At 65.1% G+C, this 13,569-nt stretch carries 15 protein-coding genes; 5 read left to right on the top strand and 10 right to left on the bottom strand.

Translation table 11 applies throughout. The features are described 5' to 3' along the window. Window positions 1–12: 12 nt before the first annotated feature. The 3 genes from ACQPZ2_RS12640 to ACQPZ2_RS12630 all read right to left on the bottom strand — a co-directional run bounded on the left by ACQPZ2_RS12640 (window position 13) and on the right by ACQPZ2_RS12630 (window position 2,615). Entirely contained in the window at window positions 13–1,251 is a 1,239-nt protein-coding gene (locus ACQPZ2_RS12640; protein ID WP_433525699.1) for a hypothetical protein, read from the bottom strand. Between the two features lie 168 nt (window positions 1,252–1,419). Then, window positions 1,420–1,926: a hypothetical protein gene (locus ACQPZ2_RS12635; RefSeq protein ID WP_433525698.1), complete on the bottom strand. Its 507-nt coding sequence runs from the start codon at window positions 1,924–1,926 to the stop codon at window positions 1,420–1,422. A gap of 257 nt (window positions 1,927–2,183) precedes the next feature. Next, the gene (locus tag ACQPZ2_RS12630) at window positions 2,184–2,615 is read right to left on the bottom strand and encodes a hypothetical protein (RefSeq protein WP_433525697.1); all 432 of its coding nucleotides are present in this window, start codon (window positions 2,613–2,615) and stop codon (window positions 2,184–2,186) included. A 127-nt stretch (window positions 2,616–2,742) separates the two neighbouring features. Here ACQPZ2_RS12630 and ACQPZ2_RS12625 point away from each other — a divergent pair, with 127 nt between their 5' ends. Further along, window positions 2,743–2,871, top strand: a complete 129-nt coding sequence (locus tag ACQPZ2_RS12625) for a hypothetical protein (protein WP_433525696.1) — start codon at window positions 2,743–2,745, stop codon at window positions 2,869–2,871. A 329-nt stretch (window positions 2,872–3,200) separates the two neighbouring features. Here ACQPZ2_RS12625 and ACQPZ2_RS12620 read toward each other — a convergent pair whose 3' ends face one another. After that, window positions 3,201–3,644, bottom strand: coding sequence for a DUF4254 domain-containing protein (locus tag ACQPZ2_RS12620; protein WP_433525695.1), 444 nt, complete (start codon window positions 3,642–3,644; stop codon window positions 3,201–3,203). 1,242 nt (window positions 3,645–4,886) lie between these two features. Between ACQPZ2_RS12620 and ACQPZ2_RS12615 the strand changes: the two genes are divergently transcribed. Then, on the top strand, window positions 4,887–5,747 hold the full coding sequence (locus tag ACQPZ2_RS12615; protein WP_433525694.1) for a helix-turn-helix domain-containing protein: 861 nt from the start codon (window positions 4,887–4,889) through the stop codon (window positions 5,745–5,747). On the opposite strand, the gene ACQPZ2_RS12610 is transcribed toward ACQPZ2_RS12615, so the two are convergent. Together ACQPZ2_RS12610 and ACQPZ2_RS12605 are read right to left on the bottom strand one after the other, a co-directional pair. Further along, window positions 5,748–6,572: an ABC transporter permease gene (locus tag ACQPZ2_RS12610; RefSeq protein WP_433525693.1), complete on the bottom strand. Its 825-nt coding sequence runs from the start codon at window positions 6,570–6,572 to the stop codon at window positions 5,748–5,750. Next, entirely contained in the window at window positions 6,569–7,468 is a 900-nt protein-coding gene (locus ACQPZ2_RS12605; protein ID WP_433525692.1) for an ABC transporter permease, read from the bottom strand. The genes ACQPZ2_RS12610 and ACQPZ2_RS12605 overlap by 4 nt, the downstream gene beginning before the upstream one ends. Before the next feature lie 409 nt (window positions 7,469–7,877). On the opposite strand from ACQPZ2_RS12605, the gene ACQPZ2_RS12600 reads away from it, so the two are divergent. Further along, complete coding sequence (locus ACQPZ2_RS12600; protein ID WP_433525691.1) at window positions 7,878–8,378, top strand: hypothetical protein; 501 nt, start codon at window positions 7,878–7,880, stop codon at window positions 8,376–8,378. Here the strand turns inward: ACQPZ2_RS12600 and ACQPZ2_RS12595 are convergent. Together ACQPZ2_RS12595 and ACQPZ2_RS12590 are read right to left on the bottom strand one after the other, a co-directional pair. Beyond that, on the bottom strand, window positions 8,375–8,812 hold the full coding sequence (locus tag ACQPZ2_RS12595; RefSeq protein ID WP_433525690.1) for a DUF4254 domain-containing protein: 438 nt from the start codon (window positions 8,810–8,812) through the stop codon (window positions 8,375–8,377). The genes ACQPZ2_RS12600 and ACQPZ2_RS12595 overlap by 4 nt on opposite strands. 222 nt (window positions 8,813–9,034) lie before the next feature. Beyond that, window positions 9,035–9,808: an SDR family oxidoreductase gene (locus ACQPZ2_RS12590; protein ID WP_433525689.1), complete on the bottom strand. Its 774-nt coding sequence runs from the start codon at window positions 9,806–9,808 to the stop codon at window positions 9,035–9,037. A 47-nt stretch (window positions 9,809–9,855) separates the two neighbouring features. Here ACQPZ2_RS12590 and ACQPZ2_RS12585 point away from each other — a divergent pair, with 47 nt between their 5' ends. Further along, window positions 9,856–10,200 (top strand): winged helix-turn-helix transcriptional regulator, encoded by a 345-nt coding sequence (locus ACQPZ2_RS12585; protein WP_433525688.1) that lies wholly within the window; start codon window positions 9,856–9,858, stop codon window positions 10,198–10,200. A gap of 59 nt (window positions 10,201–10,259) precedes the next feature. Here ACQPZ2_RS12585 and ACQPZ2_RS12580 read toward each other — a convergent pair whose 3' ends face one another. Continuing rightward, window positions 10,260–11,564, bottom strand: a complete 1,305-nt coding sequence (locus ACQPZ2_RS12580; protein WP_433527403.1) for a TIGR03118 family protein — start codon at window positions 11,562–11,564, stop codon at window positions 10,260–10,262. A gap of 173 nt (window positions 11,565–11,737) precedes the next feature. Between ACQPZ2_RS12580 and ACQPZ2_RS12575 the strand changes: the two genes are divergently transcribed. Further along, window positions 11,738–12,247: a peroxynitrite isomerase gene (locus ACQPZ2_RS12575; RefSeq protein WP_433525687.1), complete on the top strand. Its 510-nt coding sequence runs from the start codon at window positions 11,738–11,740 to the stop codon at window positions 12,245–12,247. On the opposite strand, the gene ACQPZ2_RS12570 is transcribed toward ACQPZ2_RS12575, so the two are convergent. Beyond that, window positions 12,248–13,363, bottom strand: coding sequence for a hypothetical protein (locus ACQPZ2_RS12570; RefSeq protein WP_433525686.1), 1,116 nt, complete (start codon window positions 13,361–13,363; stop codon window positions 12,248–12,250). Between the last annotated feature and the right edge of the window lie 206 nt (window positions 13,364–13,569).

The raw sequence follows: 13,569 nt of genomic DNA, 5'->3' as shown, positions 1-13,569 counted from the left end.
ACCCCGATCACCTCACCGGACAACGATATCCGCTCCGCTGAACAAAAGGTCTGCCGGACGGGATCGGGCCGACCGCACCGGCGCGACCAGTTGCGCATGCGGTGCGCGGCTGTGCAATTCGCGCAGGAACACTTCCACCGCCAGCTGTGCCAGCTGTTTCCCGGGACAGGTATGCCTACCGAATCCGAAGGTCAATGGCATTTTTCCGGTGCTGTCGACGGCCAGTGGATCGGCGAATGCCCGCGGATCGCGATTGGCGGCGGCGAACATTACCAGCACCGGCCCGCGCGGGAGCGTGGTGCCGCTTCGTAAAGTGATGGGGCGCAGGATATTTCGCTTCCAGCCCACCAGTCCGGGATCGAGCTGCAGTACCTTGGCGGCGACGCGGGTGGCACCCGTGTCTTCGCCGAGCAGCTTCCACCACTGCCGATCCGGGTCGTCGAGCAGCCGCTGCAGGCCCTGCTGAATGCTGCCGCTGACCGTATGCACACCGGCCGCCAGCGAGTTCGCGACCACCGAGACCGCCACCCTCGGCGGAATATCGGCCGCGCGCAGATGTCCGGAAAAGCCCGTGCCGTGCTGGCGGCTGTGCGCCACCGCCAGACCGCTGACGGTGAACAACCGCCCGAGCGCGCCGACCGCGTCGGCCAACTCGCGTCCACGCATCCGCCGACCGAGCAGGCCGGATTGCGCGCCGCTCCATTGCGCCACCGCGGGCCAATCCCGTTGGGGCAGCCCGATGGTTTCGCCGATAATGCGAGTGGCGTAGGTAATTGATGCTGCGGTTACGTCGAGCGGTTCGGTTACCTCCCCCGAGACCGGCAACGACCGCCGGAAATGCTCGGCGAGCGCGTCGGCCCGCTCGGATCGCGCGTCCGGGGGCACGGTGAAGTATCCGGTCGGCCCCGCCATGGTGGCCCACACTCGCCGGTGCAGAATGTCATCGGTCAGGTCCGCCGTTGCCCTGGCAGGCATCGGGAGCAGGTGCCGACAAAGATGGACCAAAGCAGGCGGATTCGCGGCAATACGTCCGAAGCCGACCAATGGTCGCAGTGCCTGCGCATTCGAAATTTCAGGTGCCGTGGCTTCCAGCAGTTCACGCACGTCGTCGTAGCGCCACACCAGGCGCAGCCCGGCATCATGGTGGTAGCTGCGCTCGGGCCACGCATGCAGCCGCCGGTACCTCTCGTCACGCTCCGAATAGGTCAGCTGGTTGGAAGTCAGCTGCGCGAACGGGAATTCCGTTGCCATTCTGCCTGCCTGTCGGTCGAATGCTGCGCGATGCAGCGAATATCCTGCCCGACAATCGAACTCGCATATCCGCAGCCGACCCGAAAACATAACTTCTCTGCCTCGGAACATAATTGACGAGGTGTTCCGTGGGTGGCAGGTCGTCGACGACATACATCGGACGGCAGCTCACCGCGGCCGGATGCAGGCCGCGGGATACCGTGGTCCGGAGGGGCGCTGCCCACTGGGTTTCAGGCCGTGCTCGCGTGCCGATGAACGCCGGATGGCGTAATCCTCGACGAGCAGCGCGAGCAATCCGGTGCCGGTCAGCACGTCGCCCGATGCCGACGCGCCGATACCGCGCGCGGCCAGTGCGGCGCACATACTGGGGGGAGCCAACTGCACGGCAGCGACGGGAAACATCCGCTGTACTGCCGCCACAATGCCGAATCCCGCACGCCATTCCAGGATTTCAGCGGGCGCGACCACCCCGGCACGCATGCGCATGCGCCCGGCGGCGGCGATGCCGACCGCGGTGATCTCGTCGTCCCCCGCGACATCCAGGAGCAGATCCCGACAGCTCTGCCACACCCCGCGCGCCGGGATCTGACGCCGAGCGAGAGTGTGGCCGTCGATGCCGACAACCCGATCGGCGGCGAATTCGGCGGGGCGCAACACCAAGGCCAGCGCGGTCACGTCACCTCCCGGTTTTCGATCGCAGGGTCACGTGCGATGTCCGATCCAGTGTCGTTGCCGCGGAACGAGCTCCGGCCTGTCTTCGCGGCCACGCTGTCTCCCAGCGTAAATTCTCTGCCCCGCAACGGAATTACGGGCTCATCGATCGTGTCCTCGTGGCCGACACGCAACACCGTGCCCCGCGACCCATAGTCGAATCCGGTTGCACAACTGGGTAACTCGGCCCGATGGTCGCATACGGCAGTTGAACTCGCTGCTTACAACAGCTGAGGCAGCATGATGAGGGCGACGGTGAGTGCGAGGACGGACAGGATGATTCCCGCGACCGCCAAGCCCTTGGCGCGGCGATGTCCGGTGCAGCCGATGATCCCGAGGACGAGTCCGGCGATCGCGAACGGCAGGCCGACCAACGGTCGCACGCCGGTCAGGTCGACCGGCAGGAACGGGAGTACGCAACCGACGATGCCGAGGAGGAGCGACCCGACGGCGAGCCATGGCCCCTGCCGCCGATCAGTCGGCGGTGGGCCGCCTTGCCATCCTGGGGCGTTGGTGTACACCCAGGGTTGTTGCTGCCGAGGAGGGTTCGGCGCGGGCGGGAGGGGCACGGAGTATCCGGCGTTCGGACCGGGAGGTGCTGCGCCGGGATGCCAGGCCGAGTTGGTCGGTTCCGGCGGCGGACTGTACGACATCGGTAACCCTCACTCACGAAATTCCCCGCGCCCTGTCATCGTTCCCGAGCCACGATAACCGTACGGCGGACGTTCGGCCTGGTGCCGACGCCCCCTCCCTTACGACAGGTCACAACCTGAGGCGGCATTGCCGAGCGCCCTGGCCACTGCGCGGCCGGACGACGACACCTCGCCCAGCCATCACGATAGCGGCGAGTTGGCCAGCCTACTTGCCGCGGTGATGCTGATCCAGCAGTGCGTCAAGCACTTCGGCTGATCGGAACCGCGGGTCGATCCGCCGGCTGCGATACGCGCGCATGAGATGGTCGATGTTCGGACCGCGGCGACAGCGCTCTGATGGTTGCCGAATGACTTCGGGTGCTTTCGAATTCGGAGTAACAACGAACTCGTGGCGGGCGTGCCGCGCCAGTCGACCACGCGGCACGCCGGGCGGGGCGCCCCGTTGCGCCCGCCGTCACTGTGCCGGCGACGTTGGCGTCCGGGTCTGGTCATTGGTCGGACAACGCGGACCCGGGACGTCGCCGACTGAGCAGTAACGCTGTCGGGGCAGTGTCACTATTGCGGACGAAAGTCGCCGTCGAGACTTTACTGTTCAGGCAAACGGCGGCGGCCACCGGCCACGTCGGTTACCAGATCAGTGTAGCCGTCGACGAGTTCCGCCAAGTGGTACCAGTGTTTATGGGTATTGTCGCTACGCGCGCCATCGACATCGATGGCCGTGTTGGCCACCACCCAGCTGCGCGCCATCCGATCCACCACCGCACCGAGGCTCTCGGTATGTAGCGAAGCACCATTGCGATGCTGCGGGATCTCCTGCGCAATCCACTCATTGATGTCGTCGACGAGTTCGCTACGACGGCAATCGATTTCGGCCACGAGATTCATGTCCTGAATCTCGGCACGGCGTGCGTGCAGTTCGGCGAGGGCGTGTGCGGAACGCAGTAATTCACGATCTTGAAAACGTCGTCCCTGAAATGCACACAATATCTGCGGAGCGGTCGGCAGCACCCCCACCGTCGGCGCGCTCATCGCCGTACCCCGAATTCACCCGACACCAACGCGCTTTGTACCAACATGATTGGCTCTCGATTCGGTTATCCCGGTCATCGGATCGGTTCTTCACAACTAGCGTAGCTGGATCATGCTCTTACAAATGCAAGAACGCAAGAGTGCGTTCTCATTGCTGCGGTAACGACATGGTCACCGGGGAGCGACCCCACAGACAGCTAGTGACAACGACTTTCACGCTCGATACTCGCGGGGAGCTGGACTGGTGGCCAAGAGTTTGCCACATCATCGCCCGGCGCGTGGGCAGTATGCGATCGCCGCCTACGGTCGAGGAGTCCCGAGGTAACTAGTCATCCAGCGGCGGCTTGTTCGGATCGGCGACGGCAGGCGCGTCCGCGCGCGTGCCACCAAAGCGCGGATGCCCGCGGTGCATTCGATCGGCACACCCGGCGGCGACTCGGACGGACCGGCGGCCACGTCGATACCGATGCCCGACATCGCTGTTCATCGTTGGCTATTTCGGCGATGCCGATATCGTGCTGCCCTGTTCGCGTGCGACTGATTCCCGTGCGGCACGAGCCAACGGCAATGACAGTGAATCCGGTTGTGCCGCAGCCGGTCTCCCCCGCCACCGCACCGTGGATCCGACCCCGAGGACAGTGCGGCGCGAAACGGGCATAGGTCAACTCCTGATCTGGTCGTGCCTCCTGATTCGGAGAAACCGGATGTTCGGCCAATGCGCGTCAATTCAGCGCCGTGATCCGCAACGAGCGCGAGTGCCATATCGATGCCCGCGGCCACGCCCGCCGAGGTGACGATCGGACCATCGCGCACGTCATTGGCATCGGCGTCCACATCGATTCCGGGATAGCACGCCGCGTGCTCACCGCATGCCGGTCAGTGCGTGGTGGCCCCGTCGCCCGGCGAGGAGCGCGGCCGCGGCCGAGACGAATGCCCGGCCGGATCGAGCAGCAGCACACCATTCGAAACCGCTACCACTAAGTCGCCATGCCCGGCCGATCTCATGCCCCCGGTCCCGAGAAGACGGTGCCGCGACTACAAGGACGAGCACCCCATAGATCCGGCCATCGAGCCGCGATCTACCGTGACAAGGGAATATCGCAGCGAAAACTCCGAACTTCGTTGCTGCAAAAGGCGGTAGTCTCTGACCACGCTGCGAATGCATATTTGCGTGTGTGGCGGGCACTTACTACAGACATGTACGCAAGAGTGCTATCGGGTGCGCCGGGCGAAAGGGTTGTCATGGCAGGCAAGCGCACAGTCCTCACCGCGGGTTTGCGGCGGCTCTCGGTGCTGCTGACCGAGATGCGCGAACACGCGGGGCTCAGCAAAGAGGACGTCAGCGGCAAGACCGGCATCAATATCACCACGCTGTACCGCATCGAGACGGCGCAGGCGCGCCCGCAGCGGCGCACGCTGATGGCGATGCTGGATCTCTACGGCGTCACCGAACAGCAACGCGACGATGCGCTCGAACTCCTGTCGGACGCGCTCAAGCCCGGGATGTCGCGGCCGTACGAGGCGACGCTGACCGAGGTGCACGCCGCCTATATAAATTTCGAATCCGAGGCGCTCTCGGCCCGGCACTACCAAACCTCCTACATCCCAGGGCTATTGCAGACCTCGGAATATGCCGAGGCCGTCATCGACACCAATATGCCGAAGCTGGACGGAGCCACGGTGTCGCACAATGTGCGGGCGCGGATGGATCGGGCCATGCATCTCACCAAGCCGGATCCGCTGGAACTGTGGGTGGTGCTCGACGAAGCCGCGATCCGACGGATGGTCGGTGGCCCCGATGTCATGAAGGCACAGCTGAAGCGGCTGCTCGACGATTCGCAGATGAAAAACGTCATCCTGCAGATACTTCCGTTCAGCGCGGGGGTGCATCCCGGCATGGCCGGATCCTTCACACTGCTGGACTTCAAGGATCCGGCCGATCCGGAACTGGTGTACGTCGAGGGCATCGCGGGTGATCAGCTGATCGAGGGCCATCCCCAGATCCGCCGCTTCGGCATTATTTTCGACCAGCTGCGCGCCATGGCGCTCAGCCCGCGCGACTCCATGGCGCTGATCGACCGGGCCTCCAAGGAGATGAGCTGATCAGCTGCGGCTGGCTCGTCGATAACCGACCGCCGCCGGGATCGCGAAGACTACGAGCGCGCCGACACACCAGGCGATGGTGGCAAGTAACGGGTCGCGCACCGGCCCGCCGACGGATAGCCCCTTCATGGCATTGATGGCGTAGGACATCGGCTGATGCTTGACAATCGGCTGGGCCCACGGCGGATAGGCGACCAGCAGCACGAACCCGGTACTGAAGAACATCATCAACGATGATCCGAGCGAAACAGCCTCCACCAGTGCGGCTTTCGCACTGAATACGGCCACCGCGGTGACCACGGTGGCGAAGGCGATGCCGAACAGCAGCGGCACCCCGAACAGCGCGATACCGGCGAGCAGCCCTTGCTTGAATCGGAAGCCGAGCGCCACACCCACCGCGAACATCACCGCCGTGCACAGCACAATCCGGATCCCTTCGGCGACAATGCGCGCGATCAGTCCGGACGCGCGGTGCACCGGCAGCACCCAGAAGCGGGCCAGCAGACCTTCGTCGCGCTCGCGTCCGAGGGTGATGGCGCCTGCCACCGAACCGGACATCACCCCGACCAGCGCCGACATCGGCACGAAGCCGTACAGCGCACTCACCTCGGAGAACTCCGAAATCTGTTTTCCGAGAACGGTATTCAGAACGATCAGCAGGAGCGCGGGAAAGACGAGCGACTGCACGACGGTCAGCGGATCACGCCACCAGCGCATCAGCAGCCGCTTGGTCTGGATCATCGTCTGCGGGATCAGTAGACGCCAAGTCTCGGTCCGGCCGTAGACCTTGGGCAATTCCGCCGTGGGAGTCAGTACCTCGGTCATGCCGACCTCCGGATCGAAACGAATACCGCGCCCGCACCGAAGAGAATGATCTGACCGAATATCCACGCCAGCCCGGGCCCGAGGATCGACCAGCCGACCACGCCCGCGTGGCCCGATGGATCACCGGCCAGCGCCCGCAACCCGTATACGTACTGCGAGACCGGCTGGTTGCGTGCGAACCCCTGTATCCAGTGCGGGAATTGGCTGACCGGGGAAAGTCCGCTCGACACCATGCCGAGGATCAGCTGCGGCAGGATCAGCGCCTGGGTGGTCGCCTCCGGGCTCTTGGTCAGACTGCCGAGCAGATCGGCACCCAGGCACAGCGCCAGCCCGATCAGCATCGCGAACCCGATGAAACCGATTGTTTCCCACCAGCTTCCATAGAAGCGGAAGCCGATCACATGGCCGCACACGAGGGCCGCGGCCAGCGCGATCCCCGCCCGGCCCAGCGCGGTCGTGACTCGCGCGGCCAGCGGCACCGGCGAAAGCATCGGCATCGATCCGAACCGCACATTGAGCCCGTCCTTGGCATCGGCGGCCGCTCGGAATGCGGCCGTAATGGCGCAGAAGGCGATCGCCTGCATGGCGATCATGGGCATGAGGAATTGCGCGTAGTTGCTCAGCCCGCCCCGGCGGAGCGGGTTCAGCGACATCACGAGGTTCAGCGGGACATAGAAGCCGACGGTGAAGACCACCGGCGCGAGCAGCGCGGTGAATAGTTCACCATTGCGCCAAGACGGCCGGACCAGGCGCGAGGTCAACGCCCACCATTGCGCCACCGTCGCCATCCGCGGCGGTGGCGCGTCCACCAGCCGCTCGCTGCTCAGGCGGCGGTTTTCCCCGTCGCCGCGTTCCTGCTGAACGGTGCTCGATACCGCGTCGCTACCGATGCTCATCTGCACGCTCCCATCCTGCGCGTCAACCGTGCTTGTCGGTGGGGAACCGGCTGTTCTCAGCATGTCGCACGCAGCCGCAGCCGGTACTGCTTTCCGCACTCTTCGAGTACGTATCGCATGATCAATCTCGCTCGCTCTCGTCCCCTGCCCACCGCAATCGGGCGCGCCGCCACCGTGTCGGGCGATCGGCTCGTCGTCCAATCTCGCCGCACCGATGACGTTTCGATACCGTCCCCGGGTGTCGCAACGACGACTCCGAGGGGGCGATGAATCCCACCAAGGTGTTGTGCCGACCCGAGTAGAACGGCGTCTCAACGGCGCGTGAATTATGCAGTGTCGCTATCTGTTTCGACGGAATGTCCGATTCGCGAGGTGACTACCGCGCACGGGGTGAGTAATGTATGCCCCGATGACCAGCATGGAAGCCCGTTTCCGTGAAGCAGCGCGGACCGTGCCCCTCCCCAGTCCTTGGAATCTGTCCGCCTACCTCGCAAGTGTCGCCGCGCACCGTGGTCGTTCCATCTCGCTGCAGGCGGTCCCCGCGGCCGCGCTCGCGGATATCGGATGTCGTGGCAGCGGACTCTGGATCGCGCGCGGTCACGACGACATCATCGTCTACGACGCGTCCGCCACCGAGCGCAACGCGGATCACATCATCCTGCACGAGATCGGTCACATGCTATTCGGGCACGGCAAGGAAGGCACGGAGGCGGGCGAGCCGATCACACCGTCGCTGGCCGCACTACTGCCATCCATCTCACCGTCCTCCATCAAGCATGTGCTCGGCCGCGAGCATTTCGGCGCCGACCGCGAACGGGAAGCGGAGGTATTCGCCGATATGACCATGGTCTATGCCACCCTGCCGCGCCGCCCGGCGCGTTCGTTCCGACTTTTCGGACGCGGGCGCTAGCCACCGGGTAGTCGGCGGGTGCCCTCACGTAATCCATCGATGAGATCCTGATAGCTATCCGCCAGCTCGTTGAGCTGCACCCACGCGTCGTAGAAGACGGGTTCCGGCGCCTCGGACAATGGCACGAAGGCCTGCGTGGTCATTCTGGCCAGCCGATCCACGATCTCGCCGACGGTTTCGGAGTGCAACTGCGCCTCGGAGCACGGCACTGGCATCGCCAGCGTCACCCACATATCGATCGAGCGCACCAGTTGGGCGCGCCGCCGATCCAGCTTGGGGATCTCGCGCACCGGCGTCCGCTCCCGGATTTCGTGCAGCTGCGCCAGCTCCCCCGCCGCCTCCAGCATCGGATGATCGTCGTGCGGTAGCCCGCGGCATGCGGCCAGCAACATGTCCCGCCCCGGAACCATCCGGTTATTTCCGACATTTCTCATCTGGGCCTCCCACCGACGCCGGAACGCGCCGCGATCGGCGAACCTCCCGACCAGCAACGTCGTTTCCACACCGCACGACCGCACGTGACACTTCGATTATCGACCCAGATCCGTGCCCGCGATCGGAAACGCCGATATCAATTTGTTACAGACCGGCGCGCCCGTGGCAAATGTGCAGTAACCCAAACTATGGTCCGATGCTCAGCGACCGCGTAGCTTCGACTACGCGGGTACGCCCTCCGCCAGATAATCCTGACCACCGACATAGAACGTGCGACCGGATTCGCTTGCGGCACTTGCGGCCTCGCCGACGACAGCGGCGAACGCCTCGACGGTCGGCAGTGCACCGTGATCGCGGCGAGCCGAAACCGCCTCGGGATTACGGCGTTCCAGCAGGCGGACAATGATCGTGCCGTCGATCATGTCGCCGGACACCACGTTCAGCCCGATACCACGCTCGGTCAGCTCCGGAATCATTGCGCGCAAGGCGTCTTCACCCGCACGCTTGCTCGCCGCGATCGGCTCATAGTCCGCCGGAACGGGTTTGCGGCCGTGGAAGTGGGCCTGATGGCTGGTCACGAAGACGATCCGGCCACCGGACGGCAGGTGCGGCAAGGCTTCCCGCACCAGGCGGACCTGCGCGTCACGGTTCAACGCCATCGCGTAGCCGGGTGCCGCATTGCGCTCGAGACCGCCGGATGCGTTGAGCACCAACACATCCAGCCGACCGAACTCCGTCACCACATCGGCGATCATCGCCGCGGTGGCGTCCGCATCCGCGATATCCGCACCGGCGATCGAGGCGCTACCGCCGACGGCGCCGATCTCATCGGCGATCGTCTGGGCGCGCTTGCGCTTCTCCCGATAGTTGATGATCACGTGATCACCGTCCGCCGCAAGCGCTTTCGCCGTCTCGGCCCCTATCCCCCGCGACGCGCCGGTGATCAGCACAATCCGTCGTTCCGTCGAGTCGCCCACCATCTGCCTCTCATTCATCAGCCCACAGCAACGCTTCTAATTTAGAATCACTATGGTAGTTCGAAATGAGAAGTGCAAATGGAGCCAAGCCGTCGCGCGGGCAAGACGACCCGGCGCACGCGCCCATGCTGGCCACCATGGAGCTCATCGGCCAACGCTGGATCCTGCGCGTCCTCTGGGAGTTGGAACCCGGCCGCCTCGGCTTCCTCGAACTGCGCCGCCGCATGGGCAACTGCTCGTCGAGCATGCTCTCGACCCGCCTGCAACACCTCCAGACCGCGGGCGTGATCACCAAGAACGCGGACAAAACCTACGAACTGACCCCCGCGGGCCTCGACCTCACCGCGGCGCTGCGGCCACTCTGGAGCTGGTCCGAACGATGGACCCCGCCGTCCTCCGATCCCGAGTAGTGCGTACGACAAAGGCGGTCCCCGGCGCACTACCGGGAACCGCCTTCGCGTAGAACGGGTTACTTCAAGCGGAGCTTGCCGAACAGACCTTCCTTCTCGTCGTCCGGACCCGCGGTGAAGTACAGCGAGTCGGCATCACCGAGGCTCTCGCCATTGCCGAACATCAGCGCCCACAGACCCTCGATCTCGACCGGCTGGCCCTTCTCATCGCGCAGGTAGTCGACGAACTTGCCGGTGGCGTCGTCGTAGGCGAGCACATGGCCGAGGCCACCGAAGTTGCCGACGAGCAGCTTGCCGCTGAGCGGACCGAAGTTCGCGGGCGCCACCGCGACACCCCACGGCGCATTGAGGCGACCGCCGTCGTCGAGGATGCGGACCAACTTGCCGCTGCCGTCGAATTCCGCGACCTTACCCTTGGCGGGCTTGCCCTTGGCGTCCTTCTCCTGGTCCTTGTCGAGCGAATCCTCTTCGGCCTTGTCGAACTTGGACGCGTCCTGCTCATCCGGCTTGGTGTCCGCGTACGAGACGAATACGCGGTTGCCGATGGTGGTCACATTGAACGGGGCGGGGTCGCCGGGCTTGGCCTTCTTGCCCTTATCCGGGGCGGCCGCGTCGATCTGGTCGCCGGTGGCGAAGGGGTTGGCGAAGCCGGCGGTCGGGATCAGCTGCCAGTCCTTGTCGAAGGTGCGGACCTGCGGGTTCTCGCCGAAGTCGGCGGCGAGCAGCTTGTCACCGGACGGAGCGAGCGCGATGCCGAAGAACGCCATGCCCTGGGACTCGCCGTCGAAGACCAGATTCGCCGGACCGTCGTGCCGGATGATCGCACCCTCGGGCCCCTGCTCGGTCCAGGCCGAAATCTTGCCGGAGTCGGTGGCGAAAATGAACCGCGACGAACCGGTCAGCAGCACCGGCGCACCGTCGACATCCACCGGCTGGTCGCGCACGACGAACAGATCGGAGGTGATGGGAGCACCGTTGAACACGACGCCGGTGGTTTTGCCGATGCTCTTGTCCGAGGTGTCGGCATCCGCACCCGGAACCGTGACGATCTTCAACGGATCCTGGAACAGCTTCTGCACCTTGGGATCCGCGGACGCGCTGACATCGCCGACGAATTGGAACGATTTACCGCCCGCGCCGACCCAGAAGTGCCCGCCCGCACCCTTCGGGCGATCGGCTAGGCCCCACGCGTTCACCATATCCGGAAAGGTGTACTGCGCTTTGTATTCGGCCGTGTTGGCGGCGAGGTTGGTCTGCGCGTAGTGGTTGCCGTCGAGGGCAGGCACTTCATCGTTAGACGACTTCGAATCCGAGCATGCCGCGGCCACGACCAGGGCAGCGCCGAGCACCGAGGCGCGCAGCAGACCGTTGCGGGCCCGCGACCGCCAGGCACCGTTGCGGCGCAATTCACTAAGGCGTGCGTTCAACTTCTTCGTCCTTTCCAGCCACTCGCAACCCTCATTTGGCGATTAGGCGACGCTAACCTTAGCTTGGAGGAATTTCGACCGTATCGGAACGTCCCGAATCCGACGGGTTTATGCTGTCGCGCGTGGTCGCCCCCCAACCTTCCGTCGCCCCTCATCCGGATATCGCTCCGCTCGCTCCATTGCTCGGCACATGGCGCGGACCAGGGCACGGCGAGTACCCGACCATCGAGTCATTCGACTATGTCGAGGAAATCAAGTTCGGCCACCTCGGCCGACCGTTCCTCACCTACCGGCAGCGCACCCGCGCCGCCGACGGCAGCCGGCCGATGCACGCCGAAACCGGTTATCTGCGGTGCCCGCGCCCGGATCACGTCGAATTGATCCTGGCCCACCCGACCGGCATCACCGAGATCTGTGAGGGCAGCCTCACCATCGTCGATGGCGAACTGCGGATGGAATTCGATTCGACCAGCATCGGCCGCAGCAGTACCGCGAAGGTGGTGACCGCCCTCGGCCGTTCGATCAAGTTGGTCGGGGACACCATCGACTACACCCTGCGCATGGCCGCGGTCGGCGAACCACTGACCCACCACCTCGCGGCGACCCTGCACCGCGCCTGATCAGTCGCGGGACGGATCAGGGCGCCATGGCACGTGCGGTCGGCCCGCGGCCTCAGCGGCCGCCTCGGCCGAATGCAGTTGGTACCGCGTGATACCGCCCGCCTCCCAAGCGCCGACGGAACCCGCCGCAACGGCCTCGGGTGACTTCGCGGTCAATCCGATCTCGTTGCGCACCACCGCGATCGGCCGATCGGCCAGCGTGAACCAGTCCAGGTCGAGAAAGTCGTGGCTGCCATGGGTGAGCGCCCCGCGTCGCATGGCATCGCCGAGGCGCGTCGCCATGCCCGCGGTGCTCAAATGTCCTTCGTTGGCTTCGAACAATCCGGCTCCGGCATGTAGGTAGCCGGTTTCGAAGAGTGAAATCACCATGGCGAGCAGGCTGAACGCGCGCGGGTCGTCATTGGCGCGTGCCATGAATGCGAAGACCTCGATCTCGTTTTCCAGCGTGGTGCCGTATCCGGCGAGCACATGCACCCAGTCGTGCTGGGCGAGCAGCGGCGGCGCGGAACCCGGCAGGCCGGGCGTGACGAAACCGCGGTCGGCATAGAAATCGGAGACGCCGCGGCCGAGCGTACCGACGGGCAACTCACGCAGGGTGGCCCAGTGCGCGGCCAACGCCGGATCATCGCTGACCTGCCCCCAGGACGAATCCAGACTTTCGGTGTGCAGCGCGGTCAACCGGCTCGGATCCAGCCCACCGAGATAACCGTTGCGATCGAAGTCGACCGCGGCGAGCTCGATCGCGCCCTCGGCATATTTCTGCGCCACCGCGATCATCTCGTCGTCGACCGCGAGCGCGTCGGCGAACTCCCGCAGTTTGGTCGCGACCGCGGGCGGCAACGGCCGCACCACCAGCGCGGACAGCAGCATCGTCTGCACGATTCGCTCCCGGAAGATCCGATTGCGCCGGGCCAGACCGACCGCGAAGGTCTCGGCATCGACGGGCGGCAGCGTCTCCAACTCGACTCGATGTCCGGTCATCGACAGGAACAGCGACGGAATCAGCAACTGCTGCAGCGGGGTCAGCCCGTCCGCGCCGGACGCCGCGGCGACCACACCGCTGGCCAGCAGCTCCACTTCGGCCGCATCGGGCGGGGTCAGCAGTACATCTTCCATCCGGTCAACTCCAACAAGATCGCCGACAACGTCCACCCCGGCGGTGGACGATCACATTATCGATCCGAATCCAGCACGGCGCGTATTCATTTCGCCGACGGCGTAGTCGCGACGGGCACGGTGTGCCATCGGTGCGTATGCTGAATTCCATCGCGTGACGCTTCCGTCGGCGAAACAGCCGTGGGGCAGCGGCGGTCCGGAAGCAG

The sequence above is a fragment of the Nocardia pseudovaccinii genome, from assembly GCF_050942345.1.
GTDB lineage: Bacteria > Actinomycetota > Actinomycetes > Mycobacteriales > Mycobacteriaceae > Nocardia > Nocardia pseudovaccinii.
The sequence above is the reverse complement of the archived record's forward strand: the minus strand, read 5'-3'. Positions and strand labels throughout refer to the sequence as shown.